The 25,309-nt window shown below is 63.2% G+C and carries 21 protein-coding genes and 2 tRNA genes; 11 read left to right on the forward strand and 12 right to left on the reverse strand.

The window, feature by feature from the left end; all coding sequences use genetic code 11:
- Nucleotides 1-165: 165 nt before the first annotated feature.
- Nucleotides 166-242: transfer RNA gene (locus AAHM38_RS13290), tRNA-Arg, on the reverse strand.
- A 115-nt stretch (nucleotides 243-357) separates the two neighbouring features.
- Between AAHM38_RS13290 and greB the strand changes: the two genes are divergently transcribed.
- Complete coding sequence (gene greB, locus AAHM38_RS13295; RefSeq protein ID WP_065858958.1) at nucleotides 358-921, forward strand: transcription elongation factor GreB; 564 nt, start codon at nucleotides 358-360, stop codon at nucleotides 919-921.
- Nucleotides 922-930: 9 nt separating this feature from the next.
- Here the strand turns inward: greB and AAHM38_RS13300 are convergent, their stop codons facing one another.
- Nucleotides 931-1,764 (reverse strand): DMT family transporter, encoded by an 834-nt coding sequence (locus AAHM38_RS13300; protein ID WP_012762353.1) that lies wholly within the window; start codon nucleotides 1,762-1,764, stop codon nucleotides 931-933.
- A gap of 148 nt (nucleotides 1,765-1,912) precedes the next feature.
- Here AAHM38_RS13300 and gcvA point away from each other — a divergent pair, with 148 nt between their 5' ends.
- From gcvA to AAHM38_RS13315, 3 genes are all read left to right on the forward strand, one after another.
- Nucleotides 1,913-2,848 carry a transcriptional regulator GcvA gene (gene gcvA / locus AAHM38_RS13305; protein ID WP_116576555.1) on the forward strand — a complete coding sequence of 312 codons (936 nt, stop codon included), beginning with the start codon at nucleotides 1,913-1,915 and terminating at the stop codon, nucleotides 2,846-2,848.
- A 74-nt stretch (nucleotides 2,849-2,922) separates the two neighbouring features.
- Entirely contained in the window at nucleotides 2,923-3,360 is a 438-nt protein-coding gene (locus AAHM38_RS13310) for a YXWGXW repeat-containing protein (RefSeq protein WP_012762351.1), read from the forward strand.
- Between the two features lie 105 nt (nucleotides 3,361-3,465).
- Nucleotides 3,466-3,771: a hypothetical protein gene (locus AAHM38_RS13315; RefSeq protein WP_012762350.1), complete on the forward strand. Its 306-nt coding sequence runs from the start codon at nucleotides 3,466-3,468 to the stop codon at nucleotides 3,769-3,771.
- A gap of 7 nt (nucleotides 3,772-3,778) precedes the next feature.
- On the opposite strand, the gene AAHM38_RS13320 is transcribed toward AAHM38_RS13315, so the two are convergent.
- Complete coding sequence (locus tag AAHM38_RS13320) at nucleotides 3,779-4,813, reverse strand: extracellular catalytic domain type 1 short-chain-length polyhydroxyalkanoate depolymerase (RefSeq protein ID WP_116576554.1); 1,035 nt, start codon at nucleotides 4,811-4,813, stop codon at nucleotides 3,779-3,781.
- Nucleotides 4,814-5,113: 300 nt separating this feature from the next.
- Between AAHM38_RS13320 and lysM the strand changes: the two genes are divergently transcribed.
- Nucleotides 5,114-5,599: a peptidoglycan-binding protein LysM gene (gene lysM / locus AAHM38_RS13325; RefSeq protein WP_009241111.1), complete on the forward strand. Its 486-nt coding sequence runs from the start codon at nucleotides 5,114-5,116 to the stop codon at nucleotides 5,597-5,599.
- Between the two features lie 68 nt (nucleotides 5,600-5,667).
- Here lysM and AAHM38_RS13330 read toward each other — a convergent pair.
- From AAHM38_RS13330 to pepN, 3 genes are all read right to left on the reverse strand, one after another.
- Nucleotides 5,668-5,743 (reverse strand) — tRNA-Thr (locus tag AAHM38_RS13330).
- A gap of 76 nt (nucleotides 5,744-5,819) precedes the next feature.
- Nucleotides 5,820-6,836: a class 1 fructose-bisphosphatase gene (locus AAHM38_RS13335; protein ID WP_012762347.1), complete on the reverse strand. Its 1,017-nt coding sequence runs from the start codon at nucleotides 6,834-6,836 to the stop codon at nucleotides 5,820-5,822.
- A gap of 46 nt (nucleotides 6,837-6,882) precedes the next feature.
- Nucleotides 6,883-9,597: an aminopeptidase N gene (pepN, locus tag AAHM38_RS13340; protein ID WP_116576553.1), complete on the reverse strand. Its 2,715-nt coding sequence runs from the start codon at nucleotides 9,595-9,597 to the stop codon at nucleotides 6,883-6,885.
- 153 nt (nucleotides 9,598-9,750) lie between these two features.
- Between pepN and AAHM38_RS13345 the strand changes: the two genes are divergently transcribed.
- Together AAHM38_RS13345 and AAHM38_RS13350 are read left to right on the forward strand one after the other, a co-directional pair.
- The gene (locus AAHM38_RS13345) at nucleotides 9,751-10,419 is read left to right on the forward strand and encodes a DUF4136 domain-containing protein (protein ID WP_116576552.1); all 669 of its coding nucleotides are present in this window, start codon (nucleotides 9,751-9,753) and stop codon (nucleotides 10,417-10,419) included.
- Nucleotides 10,420-10,713: 294 nt separating this feature from the next.
- Nucleotides 10,714-13,035 carry an NADP-dependent malic enzyme gene (locus AAHM38_RS13350; protein ID WP_116576551.1) on the forward strand — a complete coding sequence of 774 codons (2,322 nt, stop codon included), beginning with the start codon at nucleotides 10,714-10,716 and terminating at the stop codon, nucleotides 13,033-13,035.
- 98 nt (nucleotides 13,036-13,133) lie between these two features.
- Here AAHM38_RS13350 and AAHM38_RS13355 read toward each other — a convergent pair whose 3' ends face one another.
- From AAHM38_RS13355 to AAHM38_RS13380, 6 genes are all read right to left on the reverse strand, one after another.
- Complete coding sequence (locus AAHM38_RS13355; RefSeq protein WP_116576550.1) at nucleotides 13,134-14,204, reverse strand: porin; 1,071 nt, start codon at nucleotides 14,202-14,204, stop codon at nucleotides 13,134-13,136.
- 152 nt (nucleotides 14,205-14,356) lie between these two features.
- The gene (uraD, locus tag AAHM38_RS13360; RefSeq protein WP_116576549.1) at nucleotides 14,357-14,881 is read right to left on the reverse strand and encodes a 2-oxo-4-hydroxy-4-carboxy-5-ureidoimidazoline decarboxylase; all 525 of its coding nucleotides are present in this window, start codon (nucleotides 14,879-14,881) and stop codon (nucleotides 14,357-14,359) included.
- The gene (gene puuE, locus AAHM38_RS13365) at nucleotides 14,878-15,840 is read right to left on the reverse strand and encodes an allantoinase PuuE (protein ID WP_116576548.1); all 963 of its coding nucleotides are present in this window, start codon (nucleotides 15,838-15,840) and stop codon (nucleotides 14,878-14,880) included. Before puuE ends, uraD begins: the two co-directional genes overlap by 4 nt.
- A 111-nt stretch (nucleotides 15,841-15,951) precedes the next feature.
- Nucleotides 15,952-17,370: an 8-oxoguanine deaminase gene (locus AAHM38_RS13370; RefSeq protein WP_012762340.1), complete on the reverse strand. Its 1,419-nt coding sequence runs from the start codon at nucleotides 17,368-17,370 to the stop codon at nucleotides 15,952-15,954.
- 4 nt (nucleotides 17,371-17,374) lie between these two features.
- Complete coding sequence (locus AAHM38_RS13375; protein ID WP_116576547.1) at nucleotides 17,375-18,784, reverse strand: nucleobase:cation symporter-2 family protein; 1,410 nt, start codon at nucleotides 18,782-18,784, stop codon at nucleotides 17,375-17,377.
- 215 nt (nucleotides 18,785-18,999) lie between these two features.
- A complete protein-coding gene (locus AAHM38_RS13380) occupies nucleotides 19,000-19,758 on the reverse strand; it encodes a GntR family transcriptional regulator (RefSeq protein WP_116576546.1) in 759 nt (252 codons plus the stop codon).
- 377 nt (nucleotides 19,759-20,135) lie between these two features.
- Between AAHM38_RS13380 and uraH the strand changes: the two genes are divergently transcribed.
- The 4 genes from uraH (at nucleotide 20,136) to AAHM38_RS13400 (ending at nucleotide 25,308) form a co-directional block, all read left to right on the forward strand.
- The gene (gene uraH / locus AAHM38_RS13385) at nucleotides 20,136-20,489 is read left to right on the forward strand and encodes a hydroxyisourate hydrolase (RefSeq protein WP_116576545.1); all 354 of its coding nucleotides are present in this window, start codon (nucleotides 20,136-20,138) and stop codon (nucleotides 20,487-20,489) included.
- Nucleotides 20,490-20,506: 17 nt separating this feature from the next.
- Nucleotides 20,507-21,784: a urate hydroxylase PuuD gene (locus AAHM38_RS13390; protein ID WP_116576544.1), complete on the forward strand. Its 1,278-nt coding sequence runs from the start codon at nucleotides 20,507-20,509 to the stop codon at nucleotides 21,782-21,784.
- 552 nt (nucleotides 21,785-22,336) lie between these two features.
- The gene (locus AAHM38_RS13395) at nucleotides 22,337-22,579 is read left to right on the forward strand and encodes a hypothetical protein (RefSeq protein ID WP_012762336.1); all 243 of its coding nucleotides are present in this window, start codon (nucleotides 22,337-22,339) and stop codon (nucleotides 22,577-22,579) included.
- 140 nt (nucleotides 22,580-22,719) lie between these two features.
- Complete coding sequence (locus AAHM38_RS13400; protein WP_116576543.1) at nucleotides 22,720-25,308, forward strand: type VI secretion system Vgr family protein; 2,589 nt, start codon at nucleotides 22,720-22,722, stop codon at nucleotides 25,306-25,308.
- Nucleotide 25,309 lies beyond the last annotated feature (1 nt).

Genomic DNA, 25,309 nt, shown 5'->3' on the forward strand with positions numbered 1-25,309 from the left:
CCACGCAAAAAAAGGGCGAGGCCGGAGGGCTTCGCCTTTTTTGTTTGCGGCCCGCCGGTAGCATGTGCAAGCGCTGTGACGCTGCCTGCGTCGTCAGCGACGCTCGATGCGGACAAAAGAAAAGGGCTTCCGTTTCTGGAAGCCCTTTTTGTTCTCGTATTAGGTTGGCGCGGCTGGCAGGATTCGAACCCACGACCCCTTGGTTCGTAGCCAAGTACTCTATCCAACTGAGCTACAGCCGCAACCGAGAAATGAGATTATACAGAGATTTTCCGCCTTGTGAACCCCCTTCTTCACTTTTTCTTGGAGAGGGCCCGACTTTCTATAATGGAGCCTTGATCGACCGTGGCTTCCATCATGAACAAGGCTTTCGTCCGGGAAGATTCCGGCGATGACGAAGACGATCTGCCCGAGGGCGCCGCGCCCTTGCCCCCCGGTTCCAAGAACTACATCACGCCTGCGGGCTACGAGCGCTTGCGTAGCGAACTGATGCACCTGATCGACACCGAGCGGCCTGAGGTGGTCGGCATCGTGTCGTGGGCCGCATCCAATGGCGATCGCTCGGAAAACGGCGACTACCTGTACGGCAAGAAGCGTCTGCGCGAGATCGATCGCCGCATCCGCTTTCTCACGCGTCGCATCGAAAAGGCGGAGGTTGTCGACGCCAGTTTGCAGGGCGACAACGATCAGATCTTCTTTGGTGCGACCGTCACCTACGCCAACCAGCGCGGTGAAGAGACCACCATCACCATCGTCGGCATGGATGAGGTCGACCTGGACATTGGGCACGTGAGCTGGATCTCGCCGATCGCGCGCGCGCTCATCAAGGCGCGCGAGGGCGACACGGTGCCGCTGCGCACGCCCACGGGTGTCGAGCAGATCGATATTCTCGAGGTCAAATATCCGCCGCGCTCAGCCTGAGTGTTGTACTCAGGCCGGGTGCCCCAGGCAGTAAGCGCCAAAGGCGATGACCGAGCAGGCCGACACGCGCCGTGCGGTGAGCGATTCTTTCAGGAACAGTCGGCCGAGCAGCGCAGCAAACACGACCGACGTTTCGCGCAGGGCCGACACCGGCCCCATCGGCGCGAGCGTCACGGCCCAGATGACGATGCCGTAGGCGACAAGGGAGACCACGCCGCCGCCAAACGTCTTGAGTGTGTTGACGTCGCGCAGGCCGATGTTCAACGGGCCTTTCCACACGCGATAGAGCAGCACCATCGGCAGGCCGTCGAGCATGAACAACCATGCCGAGTACGCATTCGCATTGCCGGCGACGCGCGCGCCGATGCCGTCGCACACCGTGTAGCACGCGATGAATACGCCGGTGGTGAGTGCCGCCAGCGTCGAGCCAAGATCGGCCTTCCGGCCGCGCGCCAGACTGAGAATGCCGCCGCTCACCAGCACTACGCCCGTGAGTGCAATCACGCCAGGCATTTCGCCCGCGAAGAGCGCGGCGCCCACCGTTACGAGCAGCGGTGATGAGCCGCGCGCAATCGGGTACACCTGGCCGAACTCGCCAAACCGATACGCGCGCGCGAGGAACACGTTGTAGCCGACGTGCAGTACCGCGGACAGCGCCACATACGGCCACGCGGCCGGTGCGGGCAATGGCAATGCAATCGCCATCGGTAGTGCTGCCACGCCGGAAGCCAGTGTCATCAGCGTGATAGCGCGCAGGCGGTCCGCGCCGCTTTTCAGCAGTGCATTCCATGAAGCGTGGAGCAGGGCGGCGCAGAGAACCAGGGCGATAACGGCGGGGGTCACGATGACGTGGTGCGCGAAGTGAGGATCGGGTCGATTTTTCTCACCCGATGTAGTGTCGGCAAGAGCCAGAAGGCGCCAGCGTAGCGCCACGAAGTGTGATCAACAATCGATATATACTGACCTGATCTGTGCGAAAAACTCACGCGATATGCGCAAGCTGCCTCCTCTGAATGCCGTGCGCGCCTTTGAATCGGCGGCGCGCCATCTGAGTTTCACGCGTGCGGGCGACGAGCTGAACGTCACGCATGGCGCGATCAGCCGCCAGGTTCAGGCACTCGAGGCGTGGCTCGGGGTGTCGCTCTTTCGCAGGCTGAATCGGCGGGTGGAACTGACTGATGCGGGCCAGCGCTACCTGTCGGAGATTGGCGTAGCACTTGACCGCATCAGCACGTCCAGCCAGGCGCTGCGCGACCGCGACGCGGTGCGCATCCTCCGCGTGAACAGCATCCCGACGTTCACCATGCGCTGGCTGATTCCGCGGCTCTCCACGTTCCAGATGCGCTTTCCGCGCGTGGAGGTGCGGTTGACCACCTCCATCGAAGAGATCGAGGACTTGCCCGATCATTTCGACGTGATCATTCGTGGCGGGCCGGAGATTCATGCGGGGTTTCAATCGGGGCGCTTTCTGGACGAGAGCCGCTTTCCGGTGTGCAGCCCTGTGTTGCTGGAGCGCTTGCCGTTGTCGACGCCGTCGGAGTTGCGGCATCACACGCTGCTGCATTCGGACACGTTGCCCTCCGTGTGGCCAAGCTGGCTGGTGCTGGCCGGCGTACCAAACCTGCGGCCTGCGCATGCGCTCACGTTCGAGCATTTCTATCTGTCCATTCAAGCCGCCATCGATGGGTTGGGTGTCGCGATGGGGCCATCGGCGCTCATCACGGATGATCTCGAGGAGGGGCGTCTTGTGGCACCGTTCCCCAATCTCGCGCTGGGCGCGCGCAGCTACTACTGGTACAGCCCTGCGCGCAATCTCGGTGTCGAAGTGGTGCAGGCTTTTTGCGCGTGGCTCGGCGAGGACCGGCCACAACGTCACGCAAACCTGAACACATCTCTGATCCCAGGTAACGGTGGTAACGCCACGTAACACCCTAGAGGCGGGGGCGGAACGCGATGCTACGATGCACTTAAGCTCGACTGCTGTAGAAAGGAGGCCCTCACATGAAGAGGAGCGCGTGGATTCTCGCCGCATGCCTGGCCGCTGCCGGTGTGGCAGGTTCGATCGCCTTGCCGGCGCAGGCGCAGGTGTCGATCGGTGTGCAGATCGGTCCGAGCTATGCGCCGCCACCGCCCCAGTATGAGCCGGTGCCGGTCTTGCCGCCGGGCTACGTATGGGTGCCGGGTTACTGGCAATGGCGCGATGGCCGCTATGTCTGGCGTCGTGGCTATCGTGAACACGGCCGCCCGGGTTACCACTGGCGCGAGCCGCGTTGGGAGCAGGGTCCGCACGGCTGGCAGATGCATGACGGTGGCTGGGACCGCGGCGACGACGGCCGCTGGCGTGGCCGTGATCGGGATCGCGACTGGGATCACGGCCGCCGCGACCGCGACGACCGCTACCACTGCCCCCCGGGCCATGCGCGCAAGGGCGAATGCTGATGATGCGACGACAGGCCGGTCATGTACCGGCCTGTTTTTTTGCAGGCAAGTCTGTCGACGCCGCAACCGCTGAAAGAGAGGCCGCGGCGCCTTCCGGGAGACCACATGACAATGGAATCGAATTGGCGCACCGAGCTGTACAAAGACTTTGACGTCTACGTACTGGCCATTCCGCGTGCTGAGCGCAAATCGGACAAGAGCGGGCAGGGACCCACGCAGTGGGATTTTGTCGTGCGCATCTGCGAGTCCGGCGCGGACCCGACGGCCGTCGAAACGCTCGTCGCCCATTCGCATGACGAGCGCCCGCTGCCCACGCGTGAATCCGCCGAAGACGCCGGGCTCACGCGCGGCTATGGCTTGATCGATGAATTGCTGGGGCGCAACGCCGTGCAGCAGTCGATCGATCTCTAATGTCCGCTTACGCCGCGAGCGCTGTATCGCGAATGTGCCGGCGTGCGAATTGCCACCACAGCCAGGTCGCGTCCGGGCCCGGCGTGTGGAAGGCGTAGCGCGGGTCGCCGCCGCTCCAGGCGTGGCCCGTGGCGGTGAGTTGGCACAGGCTGACGATGCATTCGCCGTCGCGTATGTCGTTGCGCAGGACATAGCCCTCGCCGCGCGTGGTTTCGCGTGAGACGTTGCGCCCATCGCCCAGATGATTCAGCGCGCGGAACTGCGCGGCTAACTGCGCTTGGTTGGTGGGGTTGACGGCCTCATCGCGCAGACCGTGCAACAGCATCGTTGGCATGCCGGGATAGGCGGCTACATTTACCACGCTGGAGAGTGCATCGACGGCGTCGACGCGTGCCCCGCGGCGCATCAGGTTCAATGCAGACGCCGGCGAGCGTGCCACGCCCAAGGCCGGGCCCGAATGTAGCGCCAACGCGGCAAACAACTTCGGATGACGCAATGCCATCAGGCCGGCCAATCCCGCGCCGGCCGACAACCCTGCCAGATATACGCGCGAGGGGTCTGCGCCAGTTTGTGCCAGGGTTTGTTCGATCAGTTGGGCAATGCCGTCGGCCTCGCGCGCGCCAGCATGCTCCGGGTCATACCAGTGCCAGCAGCATTGCGGATGCGCGCGGCGCGGCTGCTCCGGATACAGCACGATAAAGCCTTCACGGTCGGCCAGCGCGTTCATGCGCGTGCCATGCGCCAGGACTTCGGCCGACTGCTTGCAGCCATGCAGCATCACCATCAGTGCCGGGAGCTTGCTGCCGCGTGTGGGCGGTGTGTAGAGGCAGTATTCCGGCCGGCGCGCCACCACGGCGGGCGACTCGGGTTCGTAGATGAACTGTTCGCGGACGAAGGTGCCCTGGGTGGGCGTGGGGCGTACGCGGCGCGGGCTCTCGCCGCGTGTGGTTGGCTTGAGCGGCTTAACCGGTTTAGGCGGCCATGACTGGCGGCCAAAGCCCGGTGTGGTCAGGGCGTCGACCAGGCGGGTGAAGGATTTCATCCAATTACGGTGCATGGCGGAGGCAAAGTTGCTCGGATGAGGACGATGGTGCGCGTGCTCTCCAAGAGGTCGCAAGGGGTTTCGGTATTGGTAGGACAGTGTGCCAGTGAGTTTGTTGCAATGCAGCATTGAAAGTGGGCGAAGCGCCGCATTGGCGCCTGCATGAGGCGCAAAGTTTGCAATTGAGCGCGGCTGTCATGGAGACACCGTTGGTGAGCGGCTACACTGCCGCGACGGACGAGCCCCGCAGTGGGCGTCTCCACTTTCCCCGTTCCCCGTTGTGTACTTATGGAGGTCGTTATGGGTTTTTTTGACTTCATCAAAGAGGCTGGCGAGAAGCTCTTCCACGGCAGCGCTGCAGCCGCGCCGGCCGATGCGTCGGCGGATGCCGACGCCGCCAAGGCGGCCGACGATGCCAAGGGCCAAGCCATTCAGGACTACATCGCACAGCAGGGCCTGAGCGCCACGGCGCTGTCGGTGCAGGTGGAAGGCGATGCAGCCAAGGTGTTTGGCGTCGCCCCCGATCAAGCCACGCGCGAGAAAATCATCCTGTGTTGCGGCAACGTCGAAGGCATCAAGTCGGTGGATGACCAGATGTCGGTCAACACCGAGTCGGAAGAATCGCAATGGCACACGGTGGAGCGCGGCGATACGCTGTCGGCCATCGCCAAGAAGTTCTACGGCGATGCCAACAAGTACCCCGCCATCTTCGAGGCCAACAAGCCGATGCTGTCGAATCCGGACAAGATTTATCCGGGGCAGAAGCTGCGTATTCCGGCGGCGTGATTTGGCTTGTCTCGTTTCGGAGGCGCAAAGCAAAAAGCCCAGTCGTTGAAGACTGGGCTTTTTTATTCTGGTGCCGCTGACCGGAATCGAACTGGTGACCTTCGCATTACGAATGCGCTGCTCTACCGACTGAGCTACAGCGGCGTCGGAAACAGCGATTCTAACAGAACTTTTTGTCGCTCTGCAAGAACCGCTGGAACAACAACCTCACATGGTCTCGTTACGCCGTCTTCTTGGCCTCGAGGTGATATTGCGTGACGCGATCCACCTCGTTCTTCGACCCGAGGACGACCGCCACACGCTGGTGCAGCTGTTCGGGCTGGATATCCAGAATGCGTTGCTCGCCGTTGGTGGCCGCGCCGCCGGCCTGTTCCACCAGGAAGGCCATCGGATTGGCCTCGTACATCAGGCGCAGCTTGCCGGCCTTGCCCGGCTCGCGCTTGTCCCACGGGTACATGAAGATGCCGCCGCGCGTGAGGATGCGATGCACGTCAGCCACCATCGAGGCGATCCAGCGCATGTTGAAGTCCTTACCGCGCGGGCCTTCGGTGCCGGCCAGGCACTCGTCGATGTAGCGGCGCACGGGTGGGGCCCAGTGGCGCATGTTCGACATGTTGATGGCGAATTCCTTCGTGTCGACCGGAATCTTCACGTCGCGGCTGGTCAGCACGAAGCTGCCGACTTCGCGGTCGAGCGTGAACATGTGCACGCCATTGCCAACCGTCAGCACCAGCGTGGTCTGCGGGCCGTACACGGCGTAACCGGCGGCAACCTGCTTTGCCCCAGGCTGCAAGAAATCGGCTTCGGTCACAGCCTGGCCCGCTTGGGGCATGTGCAGCACCGAGAAGATCGTGCCGATCGATACGTTCACGTCGATGTTGGACGAGCCGTCGAGCGGATCGAACAGCAGCAGGTATTCGCCCTTCGGATAGCGGTGCGGAATCTCGTAGAACGATTCCATTTCTTCCGAGGCCATGGCGGCCAGGTTGCCGCCGTATTCGTTGGCTTCGAGCAGGACTTCGTTGGCGATCACGTCCAGCTTCTGCTGGGTTTCGCCTTGCACGTTGCCGGTGCCGGCCGAGCCGAGCACGCCGGCAAGGGCCCCCTTGTTGACGCTGTGCGAGATCGCCTTGCAGGCGCGCGCCACGACTTCGAGCAGCAGGCGCAGCTCGGCCGGGATGGTGTTGTGCTCGCGCTGCTCTTCGATCAGGTAGCGGGTGAGGTTGATGCGCTTCATGGGTTCTCCTGAGACGGGCGCGATTTTACGATACAAGCGGTGACATTCAGGCCAGCGCCTTGCCAACGATCTCGCGCACATCGCGCGAGAGGCTCGGATGTGCCGCCACGCGCTTGAGCGCGTCCTGCATGGCGTCGCGCAGCGCGGGCACGTACTTGCGCCAGCGGTCCAGCGCGCGGGCCAGGCGGGCAGAGACCTGCGGGTTGATGGCGTCGAGCGCCAGCACCTGCTCGGCCCAGAACGCATAGCCCGACCCATCGGCGGCGTGGAACTGCGCTGGGTTGCCCGAGCAGAAGCTGAAGATCAGCGAGCGCGCGCGGTTCGGATTGCGCAGCGTAAAGGCCGGATGAGTCATCAGGGCTCGAACGGTTTCCAGCGTTGGCTTGCCGAAGGCGCCCGGCTGCATGGCTTGCAGCGAGAACCACTTGTCGATGACGAGGGCATCGTCGGCAAATCTCGTGTAGAAATCGGCCAGCGCCCCTTCGCGGCCAGGGGCGTAGCTGTTCACCATGGCGGAGAGGGCGCCCATGCGGTCGGTCATGTTGGTGGCGCCGGCATATTGCCGTTCGGCCAGGGCCAGCGCCTCAGGGGCTTCGGTTTCCACCAGATAACCGAGGGCGATGTTCTTGAGCGCACGCTTGCCTGCAGACACCGCATCTGGCGAGTAGGGCCCCTCGGTTTGGTTGTCCTGATAGGCGCGCAGCAACTCTGCGTTGAGCTTCTCCGCAAGCGTGCGGCGCAGCGTGCGGCGGGCGGTGTGAATGGAAGCCGGGTCGGCCACGTCCATGCATTCGGCCAGGTAACTTTCGGCGGGCAGGATCAGCATCTGCTCGCGGAAGGCCGGATCGAGCGAGGTGTCGGCGACCACGGCACGCAGGGCTTCGACCAGCGCCGGATCCACCAGCGGCGCGCGGCCGTGCTGGATGTCCGTCACCATGCGCAGCAGTGTGTCCGTGGCCAGGCGTTGGCCGGCCTCCCAGCGGTTGAACGGGTCGGAGTCGTGCGCGAGCTGGAACGTAAGCTGCTCGGTCGTATAGCTGTATTCCACGATCACCGGCGCCGAGAAATTGCGCAACAGCGAGGGCAACGGCGCTTCGGCCACATCTTCGAAGACGAAGGTCTGCTTGGTTTCCGTGAAGTCCAGCACGCGTGTGGTCACGGGCGAGGGCGATGCGGGCTCGCCACGCAAGCGCAGAGGCAAGTCGCGGCCGTTCTTGTCGATCAGGCCGATCGCAAACGGAATGTGGAACGGTTGCTTCTGGATGCCGCTGTTCACTTCGATGCCGACCGGCTCACAGCGCTGGCGCAGCGTGAGCGTGTAGGTATGCGTGGCGGCATCGTGGTGGCCTTCGACTGCCACGAGCGGCGTGCCGGCCTGGCTGTACCAGCGGCCGAATTGCGTGAGGTCGCGGCCGTTGGCATCGGCCATGGCGGTGCGGAAATCGTCGCAGGTGACGGCATGGCCATCGTGGCGCTGGAAGTACAGGTCCATGCCCTTGCGGAAGCCGTCGCGGCCCAGCAGCGTCTGGTACATGCGGACGACTTCGGCGCCTTTTTCGTACACCGTGACGGTGTAGAAGTTGTTGATTTCTTCGTAACTGTCGGGCCGCACCGGGTGGGCCATCGGGCCCGCATCTTCCGGAAACTGCGCCTGGCGGAGCAGCCGCACGTCTTCGATGCGCTTGACGGCGCGAGCGCTGGCGGCTGCGGCTTCATTGCCGGCTTGCGCGGCCGCTTGTGCCGCCATGTCGGCGGAGAATTCCTGATCGCGGAACACCGTCAGGCCTTCTTTCAGGCTCAGCTGGAACCAGTCGCGGCAGGTGACGCGGTTGCCCGTCCAGTTGTGAAAGTATTCGTGGCCCACCACCGATTCGATGTTGGCGAAGTCAACGTCGGTGGCGGTCTCTGCATTGGCCAGCACGTACTTCGTGTTGAAGATGTTCAGGCCCTTGTTTTCCATCGCGCCCATGTTGAAGTCGCCCACGGCGACGATCATGAAACGGTCGAGATCCAGCTCCAGGCCGAAGCGGCGCTCGTCCCAGTGGATGGAGTGGATCAGCGAATCCATTGCGTGGCGGGTCTTGCCCAGGTCATGCGGCTCGACCCATACCTGCAGCAGTTTCTCCTTGCCCGATGCGGATTGAATGCGCTCCTCGATGCACTTGAGCTTGCCTGCCACCAGCGCGAACAGGTACGACGGCTTCTTGAACGGGTCGTGCCACACCGCTTCGTGGCGGCCGTCCGGCAGGTCGCGCTCCGACACGAGGTTGCCGTTGGACAGCAGCACCGGGTAATCCGCTTTCGATGCGCGCAGCGTGACGGTGTAGACGGTCATCACGTCCGGGCGGTCAAGGAAGTAGGTGATCTTGCGGAAGCCCTCTGCCTCGCACTGCGTGAAGAAATTGCCGTTGGAAACGTACAGACCCATCAGCGACGAGTTCGCGGCGGGATTGCAGTACGTGGTGAGTTCCAGCGTGAAGCTGGCGCCAACATCGGCCGGTACGGCTTCGATGGTGAGTGTGTCGCCGGAAGCCTGCAGGCCGGACAGCGCCTTGCCGTCGACTGTTGCGCCCGCCAGCTCCAGCCCTTCACCTGCCAGCACGAGCGGCTTGCCGGCATCCGTGCGCGTCAGGCGCATGCGGTTGACGACACGGGTGCGCTCGGGCACCAGATCGATCTCCAGGGCCACTTCGTCAATGCGGAAAGCGGGCGCGGTGTAGTCCTTGCGGTAAATCGTGACGGCGGTATCGGTGCGCAACATCGGTAACATCCTCGTAGAGGTACGCAAAAGGCCATTGTACTCAGCCCCTTGGCGGGAATCTTCCGCGTTGGGTGTCACTCTGAGTAACAGACCGCGCGCAGCCTGTTTCCGGGGCCCGCGGCCATCTGTCTGATTGAGAGTAGGGGGATTTTCATGTGGAAATGGATCAAGTCATCGGGCGTCTGGCCGACGGCCGGCGCGTTGATGGCGGCCAGCCTCCTGGCGGGCTGTGCCAGCACGGTCACCAGTCAGGTGACGGCGTTCCGGCAACCCGGCTGGACCGACACCCCGCCGCGCACCTATGCCTTCGAACGCCCCGCAGCGCAGCAAAATGACCTGGAGCGCCAGACCTACGAGGCCTGGACGTCGGACCAACTGGCCGCCCACGGTTTTACCAGCGTACCGCGCGCCAGCGCCCGCTACGTGGTCCGCCTGGACTATTCGACCGCCACGCGGCTCGTGCAGGTGCGTCAGCCCGTGTATCCGGATCCGTACTGGGGCCCCGGGCCTTGGGGGCCGTGGCGCAGTCCCTGGGGGCCCTGGGGCCCGTGGGGTCCGCAATACGTCGACACGAACGTCCAGGTGCCGTTCTACACCTATCACGTGGAAATTGACGAGGCAGCCACCGGTCAGCGCGTTTATCAGGTGACGGCGCAAACGCAGGGTGGGGATGGCTCACTGACGGCTGTGATGCCCTATCTGGTGCGTAGTGCTTTTGCCAATTTCCCGGCGCCGAATGCGCAGCCGATCCTCGTGGAATTGCCGGTTGATCCATCGGTGAAACCGGCGGCAAAACCAGCATCCGGGCCGGCACCTAAGTAGTGCGCCCGGGTGGGTTTTGGCCGGCGGTCTACGTTAGAATGCGGGACCTAATCTGTAGGCCGCCAGCCGTACCCCGCTTGAGCGTTGTCACCTCATCCCGTCTCGCGCCGACCGCCACCCTTGGCCGGCGCTGCGTCCGCTCCGTCGCTACCCTTCTGACGGTGCCCCAGAACGCGTGCGGCCTCGCCTCCGGTTTCTCTCTGTTCCCACTGGTTTTTGCCACTTTGTCTCAGGGAGTTTCTGCCTGAGCGCCTGAGCGCCTCTCCGCGGAACTCCCCATCAGGATGCATTGCTATGAACGACAAGCTTCACGACGCCTCGCCGGATTCCCAAGACCAAGGCGCCGAGGCCGAACTGCGCCGCGCGGCGTTTGAATATCACCGCGCCCCCACGCGCGGCAAGATCGAGGTTCGCCCGACCAAGGCGCTGATCAACCAGCGCGACCTCTCGCTGGCGTATTCGCCGGGCGTGGCGTATCCGTGTACCGCGATCGAGCAAGACCCGTCGCTGGCGGCGGAGTACACGTCGCGCGGCAACCTGGTCGGCGTGATCACCAACGGCACTGCGGTGCTGGGTCTGGGCGACATCGGCCCGCTGGCCAGCAAGCCCGTGATGGAAGGCAAGGGCTGCCTGTTCAAAAAATTTGCCGGCGTGGATGTGTTCGATATCGAACTGGCCGAGCGCGATCCGGACAAGCTGGTCGACATCATCGCCTCGCTGGAGCCGACGCTGGGAGGGATCAACCTGGAAGACATCAAGGCGCCGGAGTGCTTCTACATCGAGCAGAAGCTGCGTGACCGCCTGAACATTCCCGTCTTCCACGATGACCAGCACGGCACGGCGATCATCTCGTCGGCGGCGCTGCTCAACGGCCTGAAGGTCGTCGGCAAGGACATCGGCAACGTGAAGGTGGCCGTGTCGGGCGCGGGCGCTGCGGCCATTGCCTGCCTGGACGTGATGGTCGGCCTGGGCGTCAAGCGCGAGAACGTCTACGTGGTCGATTCGAAGGGCGTGATCTACGCCGGCCGCGACGCCAAGATGGAGCCGAACAAGGCCCGTTATGCGCAGGACACGTCGGCCCGTACGCTGGCCGACATCGTGCGCGATGCAGACGTGTTCCTCGGTTGCTCGGCCGCCGGCGTGCTGACCGCCGACATGGTCAAGACCATGGCGCCGAAGCCGATCATCCTGGCGCTGGCCAATCCCGAGCCGGAAATCCGCCCGGAAATCGCCAAGGCCGCGCGCCCGGACTGCATCATCGCTACGGGCCGCTCGGACTACCCGAACCAGGTCAACAACGTGCTGTGCTTCCCGTACATCTTCCGCGGTGCGCTCGATTGCGGCGCCACCAAGATCACGGAAGAGATGAAGCTGGCATGCGTGAAGGCCATTGCCGAGCTGGCAGAAGCCGAAACGAACGACGCCGTGGCGCAGGCTTACGCGGGCCAGGACCTGACTTTCGGCCCGGATTACATCATCCCGAAGCCGTTCGATTCGCGCCTGATCGAGAAGATCGCACCGGCCGTCGCCAAGGCCGCGGAAGAATCCGGCGTGGCCACGCGTCCGATCAAGGATCTGGATGCCTATCGCGCCCAGCTGAGCGACTTCGTGTACCACACGGGCCTGACCATGCGCCCGGTGTTCTCGGCCGCCAAGGCCAACCCGAAACGCGTCGTCTACGCCGAAGGTGAAGAAGAGCGCGTGCTGCGCGCCGTGCAGACGGTGGTGGACGAAGGCCTCGCCAAGCCGATCCTGATCGGCCGTCCGCACGTGATCGAAATGCGCATCCAGAAGGCCGGCCTGCGCCTGAAGCCGGGGGTGCATTTCGAGCTGGTCGATCCGGAAGACGACCGCCGCTATCACCAGTACCACACCGCTTACCACGAGCTGATGGGCCGCAACGGGGTGACGCCGGACATGGCGAAGTCGGCGCTGCGCCGCTCGAACACCCTGATCGGTGCACTGCTGGTACGCCTGGGTGATGCCGATGCGCTGCTGTGCGGCACGGTCGGCCGCTTTGATGCCCACCTCGAACACGTGCGCGACGTGATCGGCCTGGCTCCCAACGCCAAGGTGTTCGCCGCCATGAACGGCCTGATGCTGGAGAAGCACACGCTGTTCATCACCGATACGTTCGTCAACGAGCTGCCGAGCGCAGAAGAGCTGGCCGACATCACCAAGCTGGCGGCAGAAGAAGTGCGCCGTTTCGGCCAGGAGCCGAAGGTGGCGATGCTGTCGCACTCGATGTTCGGCTCGTCGAAAAACGCATCGGCCCGCCGCATGCGCGCTGCGTATGACCTGCTGAAGGTGGAAGCGCCCGACCTGCAGGTGGAAGGTGAGATCCAGGGTGACGCGGCGTTGTCGGAAGACATCCGCCATCACTTCCTGCCGAAGAGCGCCTTCTCCGGCAGTGCGAACCTGCTGGTGATGCCGTCGCTCGACGCGGCCAACATCGCGTTCAACCTGCTCAAGATCACGGGCGGGCAGGGCGTGACGGTGGGCCCGATCCTGCTGGGCGCGGCCAAGCCGGTGCACATCCTGAACCCGTCGGCCACATCGCGCCGCATCGTCAACATGACGGCGCTGGCGGTGGCAGACGTGTCGGCTACGCGTTGATTGGTTGATCCAACTGTTGGGCCGCTGAAGGTTGGCGGCCCAAAAGAAAACGGCGCCTGGGGAAAGTCCAGGCGCCGTTTTTCTTTGCTGCCGACTGCTTAGAACTTCGCGCGGATGCCCACGCCGAAGGTGTCTGCCGAGCTGAGGCTCGTCACCTTGTCGCGCATGTACGCGGCGTACACGTCAGTGCGCTTGGACAGCGAATAGTCGTAACCGACCGCCCACGTGTTGCGCTTCACGTCAGCCGCGCCCGAAGTTTTGGTGTATGCGTACGACGCGAGGATGCTGCCCGGGCCGACCGGCACCGATACGCCCAGCTGGCCGCCGTTGCTCTTCGCATCGCCGGAGTTGATGGCGTTCTTGATGTACTGGTATTGGCCGTACAGCTTGACCACGCCAAAGTCGTACGTGGCACCGAGCTGCGCAGCCGTCTGACGCGAGAAGCCTGCCACCAGTGCGTTCAGGTCACCCGGGGCGGAGTCGAAGCGCACCTGCTGGAAAGCCGCCGTGGCTGCGAAGTTGCCATGGAAGTACAGGAAGTTGCCGCCCCACTTGTTCTGGCCGTTGTGGCCGGCTTGCTCGCCCGCGCCGTAGATGAAGTTGGCGGTCAGACCGTTGAAGTCCGGCGTCGAATACATGATCGCGTTGTTCCAGCCCGAATCGCCCACCAGACCCGAGATACCGCCGGGGCCGCGCAGGCCGTTGCCGAGGTACGTGTGGAACACCATCGGCGAGAACGTGTACGAATCGATGAACGGGTTGAACAGGATCGTCGATACGAAATACGGCGGCGTCAGGCGGCCGAGCTTGATCGAACCCCACGTGCTCGATTGCAGGCCGACGAACGAGTTCCGGGCGAAGAACGTATCGCCGTCAAAGCGCCCGTACTTGCCGGTGTCCGGGCGGAAGAACGCTTCCAGCGTGAAGATCGCCTTCAAGCCATTGCCCAGATCTTCGCTGCCCTTCATGCCCCAGTACGAGGTCGACATACCGCCCGAGTTGACGCCCCAGGCGCGGTCCGATGCGCCCAGGCTCTTGGTGGCGCCCGCCCAGGCATCCACCTGGCCGTACAGCGTGACGGACGATTGCGCCTGCGCACCGGCACTTGCTGCCCCCAGTGCCGATGCCACTGCCAGCGCGGCCATGCCACGCTTGAATTTCGACTGCATTGCTACCTCCTTTGTTGTTGAAAGTCACTGCAGGTTGCGCCGCATTCTTTGATGCGGTCACAGGCCGGCTGGTCAGGCTCCATGCCGGACGGTGTCCCATGCCCCATGACACCGCGCCCACAGCGTTGTTTTTTGCTGCTGAACCTGAGAAATCAGTTGGCGGCGATCAAATCGGCCAGACGGAAACCCGCGATGCGATGAATCTGTTCGAGCGATGCACGCAGCTCGGTATCGCGGTCGTTTTCCACGCGCTTGCTGAAGTTGTCGATGATCCCGTGGCGGTCATAGCCGCGCACCGCCAGGATGAACGGAAAGCCGAACTTCTCGTTGTACTGCGCGTTGAGGGCCTGCAGGCGTGCAAACTCTTCCGGCGAGCACTGGTTCAGGCCCGCACCACTTTGCTCGCGCGTCGACTCGGCGGTCAGTTCACCGCGCACGGCCGCCTTGCCCGCCAACTCAGGGTGAGCGCGCACGAGCTTGAGCTGCGGCGCAATGCCGGCGGTATCCACGGCATTGCGCATGGCGGCCGCGAGCGCTTCGGCCGAAGCGAACGGGCGCTGCGTTGCGGCCTGTTCGGCCACCCACGGCGAGTGCTCGTAGATGCCGCCGAGGACTTGCACGAACTGCGGTGCGTCCATGCCGTTGAGTTGCGAGAGGGTGTAGGTGGTCTGGCTCATGCTGCGGTGCTCAAAACGGGTTGCTTTGCATACGGATGGTTCTGGATCCAGTGCTGCGCGATGTCGATGCGCCGGCAGATCCACACCTTGTCGTGCGATTGCACGTAGTCGAGGAAGCGCTGCAGCGCGCGGAAGCGCGCCGGGCGGCCCAGCAGGCGGCAGTGCATGCCGATCGACAGCATCTTCGGCTGCGCAAGGCCATTCGGATCGCCTTCCTCGTACAGCACATCGAAGGCGTCCTTCAGGTACTGGTAGAAGTGGTCGGCCGTGTTGAAGCCTTGCGGGCTGGCAAAACGCATGTCGTTGGTGTCGAGCGTGTACGGCACCACCAGGTGCGGTTTGTGCTCACCGGACGAGGTTTCGACTTCGGTCCAGAAGGGGAGGTCGTCGCCGTAGTAGTCGGCGTCATACGCAAAGCCGCCGTGCTCGACGACCAGGCGCCGCGTGTTGGGGCTGTCGCGGCCGGTGTACCAGCCAAGCGGCGCATTGCCAGTCAACTCGCGGATGATCTCGACGCCGGTGCGCATGTGCTCGCGCTCGGTGGCTTCGTCGATGTTCTGGTAGTGGATCCAGCGCCAGCCGTGGCAGGCGATTTCGTGGCCCAGATCAACAAAGGCTTGCGTCACGTCCGGATGGCGCTGCAGGGCCATCGACACACCGAAGATCGTCAGCGGCAGGCCGCGCTTTTCAAACTCGCGCAGGATGCGCCACACGCCCGCGCGCGATCCGTATTCGTAGATCCCCTCCATGCTCATGTGGCGGGCCGGGTAGGCCGCGGCGCCGATGATCTCAGAGAGGAACTGCTCGGAGCCGGCATCGCCGTGCAACACGCAGTTTTCACCGCCTTCCTCGTAGTTGAGGACGAACTGCAGGGCGACGCGCGCGCCGCCCGGCCAATTGGCGTTCGGCGGGTTCTTGCCGTAACCGATGAGATCGCGTGGATAGTTATTGTTTGTCATGGTTTTTTCATGTCGAGGAGTCTTCATACAACGCCGGTCAGACAGTGGAATGCGGCTTTCCAAATTCACGACATCACGGCGGCGTCATGAACGAGGCAAGGCGCCGCCGCGTCAGGCCGGGACTGCCCGGGCAGCCTGCGCGAGTTCCAGCGCGAGCCTCCGGTGAACCGTGAGATGGGCGTCGAGTTCCAGCGTGGTCAGGCGGCCGTCTTCGACGACCACGTGCCCATTGATCACGCTGTGCGCCACATTGGACGGGGCGCAGAACACCAGCGCCGCGACCGGGTCGTGGTCGGCGCCGGCAAAACCGACCTGGTGACGATCGAAGCTGACAAAGTCGGCCGACATGCCGGGTGCAAGCGCGCCGATGTCGTCGCGGTTGAGCACACGCGCGCCGCCGAGCGTGGCGATCTCCAGCGCCTCGCGCGCGCTCATCGCCGCGGGGCCAAAGCCGACACGCGCGAGCAGCATGGCTTGGCGCGTTTCGCCGAGCATGTGTGCGCCATCGTTCGACGCGCTGCCATCCACGCCCAGCCCGACCGGCACGCCGGCATCGCGCATGGTGCGGATGGGCGCAATGCCCGACGCCAGCCGCATGTTCGAGCACGGGCAATGCGCAACGCCGGTGCCGGTGCGTGCAAACACGTCGATGCCGTGCGCGTCGAGCTTCACGCAGTGCGCATGCCACACGTCGCGGCCAACCCAGCCGAGGTCTTCCGCGTACTCGGCCGGCGTCATGCCGAACTTCTCGCGCGAGTAAGCGATGTCGTTGTCGTTCTCGGCCAGGTGGGTGTGCATCGACACACCGTAGCTGCGCGCGAGCTTGGCCGATTCGCGCATCAAGTCGCGCGAGACGGAGAACGGCGAGCACGGCGCCACCACCACACGCAGCATCGAATGGCGATCGGCGTTGTGCCACGTTTCGATCAGGCGCTGCGTTTCCTTCAGGATGGCTTCTTCGCCTTCGACCACGCGGTCCGGCGGCAAACCGCCCTGGCTGCGGCCGACGCTCATGCTGCCGCGCGCCGCGTGAAAGCGCATGCCGATCTGCTGTGCGGCTTCGATCGAATCATCGAGCCGGCTGCCGTTGGGGTACAGATAGAGATGGTCGCTGGACGTCGTGCAGCCCGACAGCAGCAGTTCCGCCATCGCCGTGAGCGTAGACACGCGCACCATCTCGGGCGTGAGGCCGGCCCACACCGGGTACAGGTTGGTCAGCCAGCCGAACAGTTCGGCGTCCTGCGCGGCGGGCAGGGCGCGCGTCAGGCTTTGATACATGTGATGGTGCGTGTTGACGAAACCCGGCGTGACCACGTGGTCGCGCAGTTCCATCACGCGTACGTTGGATTGCCCGATGGCCTCGCGGTACTGCGACGGCAGATCGGCCGTGGCGCCAACCCATTCGATTACGCCACCGCGCGCAACCAGGGCGCCGTCGGCGATCTCCCGGCGTTGCGCATCCATGGTGACCAGCACGTCCGCATGACGGGCGATCAGAAGCGGGTCGTTGTGCGCGACAGTGGCATTCATGCAATTACTCCGTGCCGTGGGTGTTGGCGGCAGCGTCGCGCATTGCGTGCTCGGTCGACTGCATGCCGTTGTAGTACAGGTTCAGGATGACCGCGACCAGCGTGCCCAGCACGATGCCGCTGTGCGTGACGGGCTCCAGCCAATGCGGCAGGTACTGGAAGAAGGTCGGGGCCAGCGTCGGGATCATGCCGAAACCGATCGCGATCGCCACGATGAAGAGGTTGTGGCGGTACTTGTTGAAATCGATCGAGCCGAGAATGCGCACACCCGTGGCGGCCACCATGCCGAACATCACGATGCCCGCCCCGCCCAGCACGAACGAAGGAACCGACGCCACGATGTGCGCCATCTTCGGGAACAGGCCGAGCGCGATGAGAATCACGCCGCCCATGGCTGCCACGAAGCGCGACCGCACACCCGTGACCGTCACCAACCCAACGTTCTGTGAGAACGACGTGTATGGGAACGTGTTGAACACACCGCCGATCACGGTGCCCAGGCCGTCCGCGCGCAGGCCGCGCGTGAGGTCATCGGTGGAGAGCTTCTTGCCGGTGATTTCCGCCAGTGCCAGGAACATGCCGGTCGATTCCACCAGGGTGATCAACATCACGATGCACATCGAAGCGATGGCACCGAAGTGGAAGGTCGGCATGCCGAAGTGCAGCGGCGTGATGCCGGCCACCCAGTCGGCTTCGGTGATGCCGGCAAAGCTGACCTTGCCGAATGCCATGGCGATGAACGTGCCGATCACGATGCCCAGCAGCACGGCAATGTTGCCGATCAGGCCGCGGCCGTACTTCGTCAGCAACAGGATGATGACGAGCACAGCCAGCGCAATGCCAAGGCCGCTCAGGTCGCCGTAGGCCGGGTTGGGCACGGTCTTGAGCACGCCGTCGACCATGGTTTTCATGGTCGGCTGGCCGCCGGCAGCCCAGTTGATGCCCACGCCCATCAGCGACATGCCGATCAGCGTGATGACGGTGCCCGTCACGACGGGCGGGAAGAGTCCAAGCACACGCCCCATGAGCGGCGCGACGACGATGCCGAACAACCCCGCCGCGATCACCGCGCCGTAGATGCCGAGCAGGCCGATGCTCGGGTCCGTGCCGATGGCGATCATCGGGCCCACCGACGCGAAGGTCACACCCATCATGACCGGCATGCGAATGCCGAACTTCCAAATGCCGAAGGCCTGGATGAGGGTGGCAAGGCCAGCGGCAAACAAGTCCGCGTTGATCAGGAAAGCGAGCTGCTCCTTGGGCAGATGCAGTGCACCGCCCACAATCAGAGGCACCGCCACGGTGCCTGCATACATCACCAATACATGTTGCAGACCCAATGCGAGCAGGCGTCCGTACGCCACGCGCTCATTGGTCAGATCCGCCGTGGGGGCGGCGATGGTGCTGCTTGCCATAAAGGTCTCCTTTGGGTGGTAAGCCGGACGACGTCCGGCTTGGAGCCTGTCCACATTCCTGCTGCGCGCCCCAGTTCTGGCCTTGTGACACGTGCCGTCCTGATGTCGGGCAGTGTCTCTCGGGCCAACCTTCGGCGAGTCGCTACGGATCGTGGACAGGTTCTTGGGCGGCCGGCCTCTGTCGTGCCAGCTCGCCCCATACAGCTAGACCGGTCCTAGACTTTGTCCTTCCCGCCGCGCGGGCCCAATACCGAACGCAGATCGAAATCAGCGGGCGCTTCGGGGCGCACGCGATCGGCGCAGCATTGCAAGTGCTGGGCCATGTGTGCCTGGGCAGCGCTGGCGTCGCCGCGCTCCAGGGCATTGAGGATGTCGAGGTGTTCGTCAAACGAGCAGGCGTTGTTGCCCGGCGCCTCGACGCTGGCGATCATCAGAGTGGTGCGCGACACCAGTCGACGCATCATCTCGACCACCAGCGGATTCCCGGATTGCTCGGCCAGCGCCACGTGAAATTCCGCAGACAGGCGAATCCAGCGCGGGCGATCCTGCGTGACAAACGCCTGGCGTTCCTGTTTGACGAGTTCCAGCAGCGGGGCGATGGCTGCCTTGGGATTGCTGCTGTGGCCGACCTTGTCGAGCACCGCACGCTCCAGGATCTGGCGCAGCTCGAACATGGCGTGGGCTTCGTCGATGGAGGGCGCTGCGATGAACGCGCCGCGATTCGGCTCCAGGTCGACCAGGCCGTCAGCGGCCAGTTGGGAGAAGACCTTGCGCACCGTATGACGCGCGGTGGCATAGATTTCGCACAGCGCATGCTCCGTCAGCTTGGTGCGCGGGGGCAGACGGTGCTCCATGATCGCGTCGTAGATCTCGTGATACATCCGTTCTTCGACCGACATGCGTGTTGCCCCCGATGCCTTGACGCCCGATTTCGACGTCGCTTCCGTGGAGACCAGCTTGAGATTCTTGGACATGGCAGATCCGCCTTTGAGTAACGCGCCGCAGCATAAGCAACTGCGAAAATCTGTTGACAATTATTCGTGGCGGCCTTCAATATTGTCAACAAAATGTGTTCGGGAATCCGACAAACTAGGGAAATCCCTGTTTCAAGCCGAGTCTAGCGACACGGCAGGAGCAAGGCGTCGGACCCAGAACCAGCGACGGCTTTGCCGGTTTGGCATGCCCCTCCCCACATGGATGGCAGGCGTAAACCGGCTGGACGCGCGCCGGGATGCGTGCACAGCACGTACCGAGCGGGCCCCGACGCCAGCCCTTGTCAAACAAGGGTTTGGTGCGAGGTGCAAGTGGAGGCAGCGGCGCTTCTGAAAATTCGAACTACAGAGGAAGACAAATGGGACGCTTGACCACCCATGTGCTCGACACCGCTGCAGGCACGCCGGGCCAAAACCTGGCGATCGCACTGTTCAAAATTGTCGACAATCAGCGGCAACCGATCAAGTCGGTCCGCACCAATCACGATGGCCGTTGCGATGCGCCGCTGCTTGAAGGCGAAGCGCTGCAAGCCGGCGTGTACGAGCTGGACTTCGGCGTGGGGGAGTACTACCGCGCCGCCGGCGTCAAACTCCCCGATCCCGCGTTCCTGGACGTGGTGACCCTGCGCTTTGGCGTGGCCGACACCAGTGCGCACTACCACGTGCCTCTGCTGGTGTCGCCGTGGTCGTATTCGACCTATCGCGGCAGCTAACAGGGCAGGGAGTCATCATGGAAGGCTATATCCTCGACTGGGCCAACTTGCTCTTGCGTTGGCTGCACGTGATCGTCGCGATCGCGTGGATCGGTTCGTCGTTCTACTTTGTCTGGCTCGATAACAGCCTGACCAAGCCGACCGCACCGGACCTGAAGGACAAGGGCGTCGATGGCGAGCTGTGGGCCGTGCACGGGGGCGGGTTCTACAACCCGCAGAAGTACCTGCTCGCACCGAAGCAACTGCCCGATCATCTGCACTGGTTCTACTGGGAGTCTTACTCGACTTGGATGTCGGGCTTCGCCCTGCTGACGGTGGTGTACCTGTTCAACGCCAACGTCTACATGATCGATCGCAGCGTGTTCGACATGACGGCGACCACAGCCGTGCTGCTGGCGCTGGGCTTCCTGGTGGTCGGCTGGCTGGTGTACGACACGATCTGCCGTGTGTTCGGCAAGAACGACCGCGTGGTCGGCATTCTTGTGGCGATCTATGTGGTGATTGCGGCGTTTGCGGCGTGCCACCTGTTCTCGGGCCGCGCGGCATTCCTGCTGATCGGCGCGATGATCGCAACGATCATGAGCGCCAACGTGTTCTTCTGGATCATCCCGGGGCAACGCAAGGTGGTCGCCTCGCTCAAGGCTGGCGAAAAGCCGGACCCGATCCACGGCAAGCGCGGCAAGCAGCGCAGCGTGCACAACACGTACTTCACGCTGCCGGTGCTGTTCGCGATGCTGTCGAACCACTACAGCATGACGTACGCCGCCAAGTACAACTGGGTTGTGCTGGTGCTGATCATGCTGGCCGGCGTGCTGATCCGTCAGTTCTTCATCCTGAAGCACAAGGGCGTGATCAACTGGGGCTATCCGGCAGCGGGTGTGGCCGTGCTGCTGGGTGTGGCGGTGTGGCTGGCTCCGGCGTCGCGTCCGGCAGTCCCGGTGGCAGAAGCCCCGGCGGCGACGGCGCATGCAGCGGCGGCAGAAGGCGGCGCTTCGGTACCGGCTGCAGCAGGCCAGGCCACTGCGGCAGCTGCCGGCGGTTCGGACTTCGCCAAAGTACAGGCAGTCGTTACCGCGCGGTGCTACCAATGTCACTCGGCACATCCTACCCTGATGCCTTCACCGGCCAAGGGCGTGTTGCTCGATACGCCGGACGAACTGGGCAAGCATGCGCAGCTCGTCTACCAGCAGGTCGTCCAGCAGAAGCTGATGCCGTTGGGCAACGTGACGCAAATCACCGACGACGAGCGCACGATCATCGCCAAGTGGTTCGAAGGCGGCGCCAAGACGAACTGAAGCGCATGCTGAGCAACAACGGAAAGGTTTATCGGAGCATGCCATTCGTTCCCTAGCGGGTGGCATGACCGGTGAGGGTTGAACGGGGCTGCGGCCCCGTTTTTTTTTTCGCCTTGAGAATGCGAGCCTTTGCATGCAGCAGCGCCTACCAGCTGATTTCGGGCAGGTGTGGTGCCGTTGCGCGATAATGCGCGCCTCGTGCACCACCGCACAAATTCCACGGGACAAAGCACTGCACGGGCATGCATAGCCAAATTCTGATTTGTTCCGTGCTGTATTGCCTCAATAGGAAGCGGCCCACTAGACTTGTCGGTGCCGCTTTCGTGCCATGAGAGAAAGCGGCCGAGGACTGGAACCCTCGGTAGCAACCGGCAAGGACTGAGCACAAGTCCTTGTCGTCATTCTCCCGTGGCCGCTTCCCCTTATGGGCGAGCTTGGCAGGGGCGGCTTCGTGCCGATCGAGAGTTGCTACTCGGGTTCCAACCTTGTCAAGGCTCGCCCACCCGTTCACCACGGGTGGCGCGTTTCCTTCAGCTCGACGGAGACCGCGCCATGACGGATTCCCAAGCCCTCCCCGATATTCGCCGCTATCAAGCGCATGCTGATTTGTTCGACAAGCTTTCGAAGCTGCGAACGTTCTTGAGCATGCTGCACGCGACTGGATTCGAACAATTTCGTGCGATGGACGAGACGCGGCAGGCGGAATACCTGTGGACGTGTCTGGACTTTGCAGAAGAGGCATATCGAGCGCTAACAGTTTGGGATGGAATCGATGTGTCGGAGGGAGTCAGTTGAGCCTTGGTGTGTGACAACTTTTGACGCGGTTGCGCGCCATTCTCATTCGATTTCACGACAAAGAGCGCTACCGTCATAGCCACTCATAACACCCCGCACGTCGCTACGACATTGGCGTGTCACGCACGAGGAGCACAGAGATGGGCGCAGCAGAACGCATGTCCAACAAAATCGGCAACCACCGCACAGTCAAAGCGAGCAGCAACGCGATCCCTGACCTACTGGGGCAGCCACAGTTGGAATTCGTGTGCGTCTCGGGCCGCGAAGCGCTGAGCGAGTTGTTCACCTACACAGTGGATCTGCGCCCCGTTTCGTTGGCAGCCGATCAGTCCATGCTCGAATCAGATCTAGACGCTGCCATTGGCCACGAGATGACCTTGTCCATCGAACTGGACGGCATGGGCACCGGCCTGCTTGGTGGTGTTGGTGCGGGCATGCGAGAAATCACCGGCCTGATCACCGCCGTCGAACTGATCGGCGGCGTGGACAACAATCGTCTCTACCGCTACACCTTGCGCCCCTGGCTTTGGTTGGCCAGTCAGACCTCTGATTACAAAGCGTTCCAAAACAAGTCTGTCATCGACATCCTCGACGAAGTGCTGGCCGATTACCCGTATTCGGTGGACAAGCGTCTGGACACCAGTGTCTTCCCCAAGCTCATCTGGGAAGTCCAGCACGGCGAGACCGACGCTCACTTCATCCAACGTCTCACCGAAGAATGGGGTATCAGCTATTTCTTCGAACACGATGGCAGCCACCACCGGCTCGTGCTCGTCTCCGAATCCGGCGCCTGGCGCAAATTCCCCAGCGGGGCATATCACGCGCTGTCGATCTACCCGCAAGGTTTCAAGATCGACCAGGAGCACCTGACACGTTTCGAGCCCATCAACCGTCTGCGTACCGGCAAGGTTACGTTCAAGGATTACGACCCACGCCAGCCCAAAGCCGACCTCACCACCAGTGACAGCCTGCCGCGCGACACGCTGTTTTCCGAGTTCGAACGCTACGAATACGAACCCGGCCTCTATGACAGCCGAGATGTCGGCAACTTGCACGCTCGCATTCATACGGAAGAGCGGCGCGCCAAGGGGCGACGCATGCGTGGTGTCGGCAACCTGCGCGGCGTCGCCGCCGGCAACACCTACCACATCACCAATCACGACCATGACGCGCTGAACCGCGAAGTCCTGATTGTGAGCACGGACCTGATGTTGGAAGACGTGGGCATCCACAGTGGCGGCACCCAGCAATACACCTGCCGCGTCAGCTTCGAAGCTCACCCCACGGACGAAGTCTTCCGTCCAGAACGGATCGCCCACAAGCGTCGCGTTCAAGGTATCCAGCGCGCCGTCGTCACCGGTCCCGAGAACCAAGAGATTTGGACCAACGACCACGGCTGCGTCAAAGTCCAGTTCGAATGGGACCGCTACGGCCAGCACGACGAGAATTCCTCGCCCTGGATCCGCGTGTCCAATGGCTGGTCCGGCGATCAATTCGGCACCATGCAAATTCCTCGTATTGGTCAGGAGGTCCTGGTCGACTATCTGAACGGCGATCCGAACACGCCGATCATCGTTGGTCGCGTACCCAACCAGCTCAACACACCGCCGTGGGCGCTGCCGACGCAGCATGCGTTGTCCGGCATTGCCAGCAAGGAACTCTTCGGGCGGCGGCGTAACCATCTTCTGATGGATGACACCCAAGGGCAGATTCAGGCCCAACTGTCGTCAGACCACCAGACATCCCAGCTCAACCTGGGCTACTTGACCGGTGTGCCGGGGCAGCCTGGGCGCAAAGACCCGCGTGGCGAAGGTTTTGATCTGCGTACTGATGGGCGGGGCAGTGTGCGAGGCGCCAAGGGCCTGTTCTTTACCGCAGAAGGGCAAATCGCTGCCGTGGGTGGCCACTTCACGCGAGAGGAATTCATCCGCTGCATGCGAGCAGCGCTTGAGACCGCCGAATCGTTCGGCAACTACAGCAGTCAGCACGAAGCGCTCAAGTGCGACACCGATCCGCAATCCAAGCTCACCCAAGCCATCGAGGACTGGGATGCTGGCGCCAACAACCATAAGGACGCCCCGGGGCAAGGTGGACAACCCATCATTGGCGCCTACGCGCCGGCGGGCATGGCGTTCGCCATACCCGAGACGCTGACCAGCTACGCCGGCAAGCACGTCGACACGATCTCCAAACTCAACCAGCAACACACGGCAGGTCAGCAATACATTGTCAACGCTGGCACTGGCATCAGCCAGTTCGCCCACAGTGGTGATTGGAAGGCCACCGCCCACCAAGGCCAGCTCGTGCTACAGGCGCAGAGCAAGAACATGGCGCTCAACGCCAAGACGGATGTGGTGATTACCACCACCGACGGCACCATCGTGCTCAATGGCAAGACCGGTATCACCTTCATGAGTGGCAATGCCGGCATCCGCATCTCGGATGGGTGCGTGGATATCTTTGGACCGACGCGCGTGCATGCGCATACCGCCGACTTTGATGCGCCAGGGCCGCAGGGGATTGATGGGGCAGTACCGCAGTTCGACTCAGGGGATACGGGGCGCAAGTTCCGGCTGATTCGTCCCGCAGACAATGAACCCGTAGCGAACCGGTCGTATGAAATCGTCAAGAGAGACGGCAGCGTTATCAGGGGAGTCAGTAACGCCCTGGGAGAAACCGACCTGCATGAATCTCACGCAGCAGACGTGCTGGCAATCAAGTTTGGCTAAC

The organism is Ralstonia sp. OTU4908, assembly GCF_038440115.1.
GTDB classification, from domain to species: Bacteria; Pseudomonadota; Gammaproteobacteria; order Burkholderiales; family Burkholderiaceae; genus Ralstonia; species Ralstonia pickettii.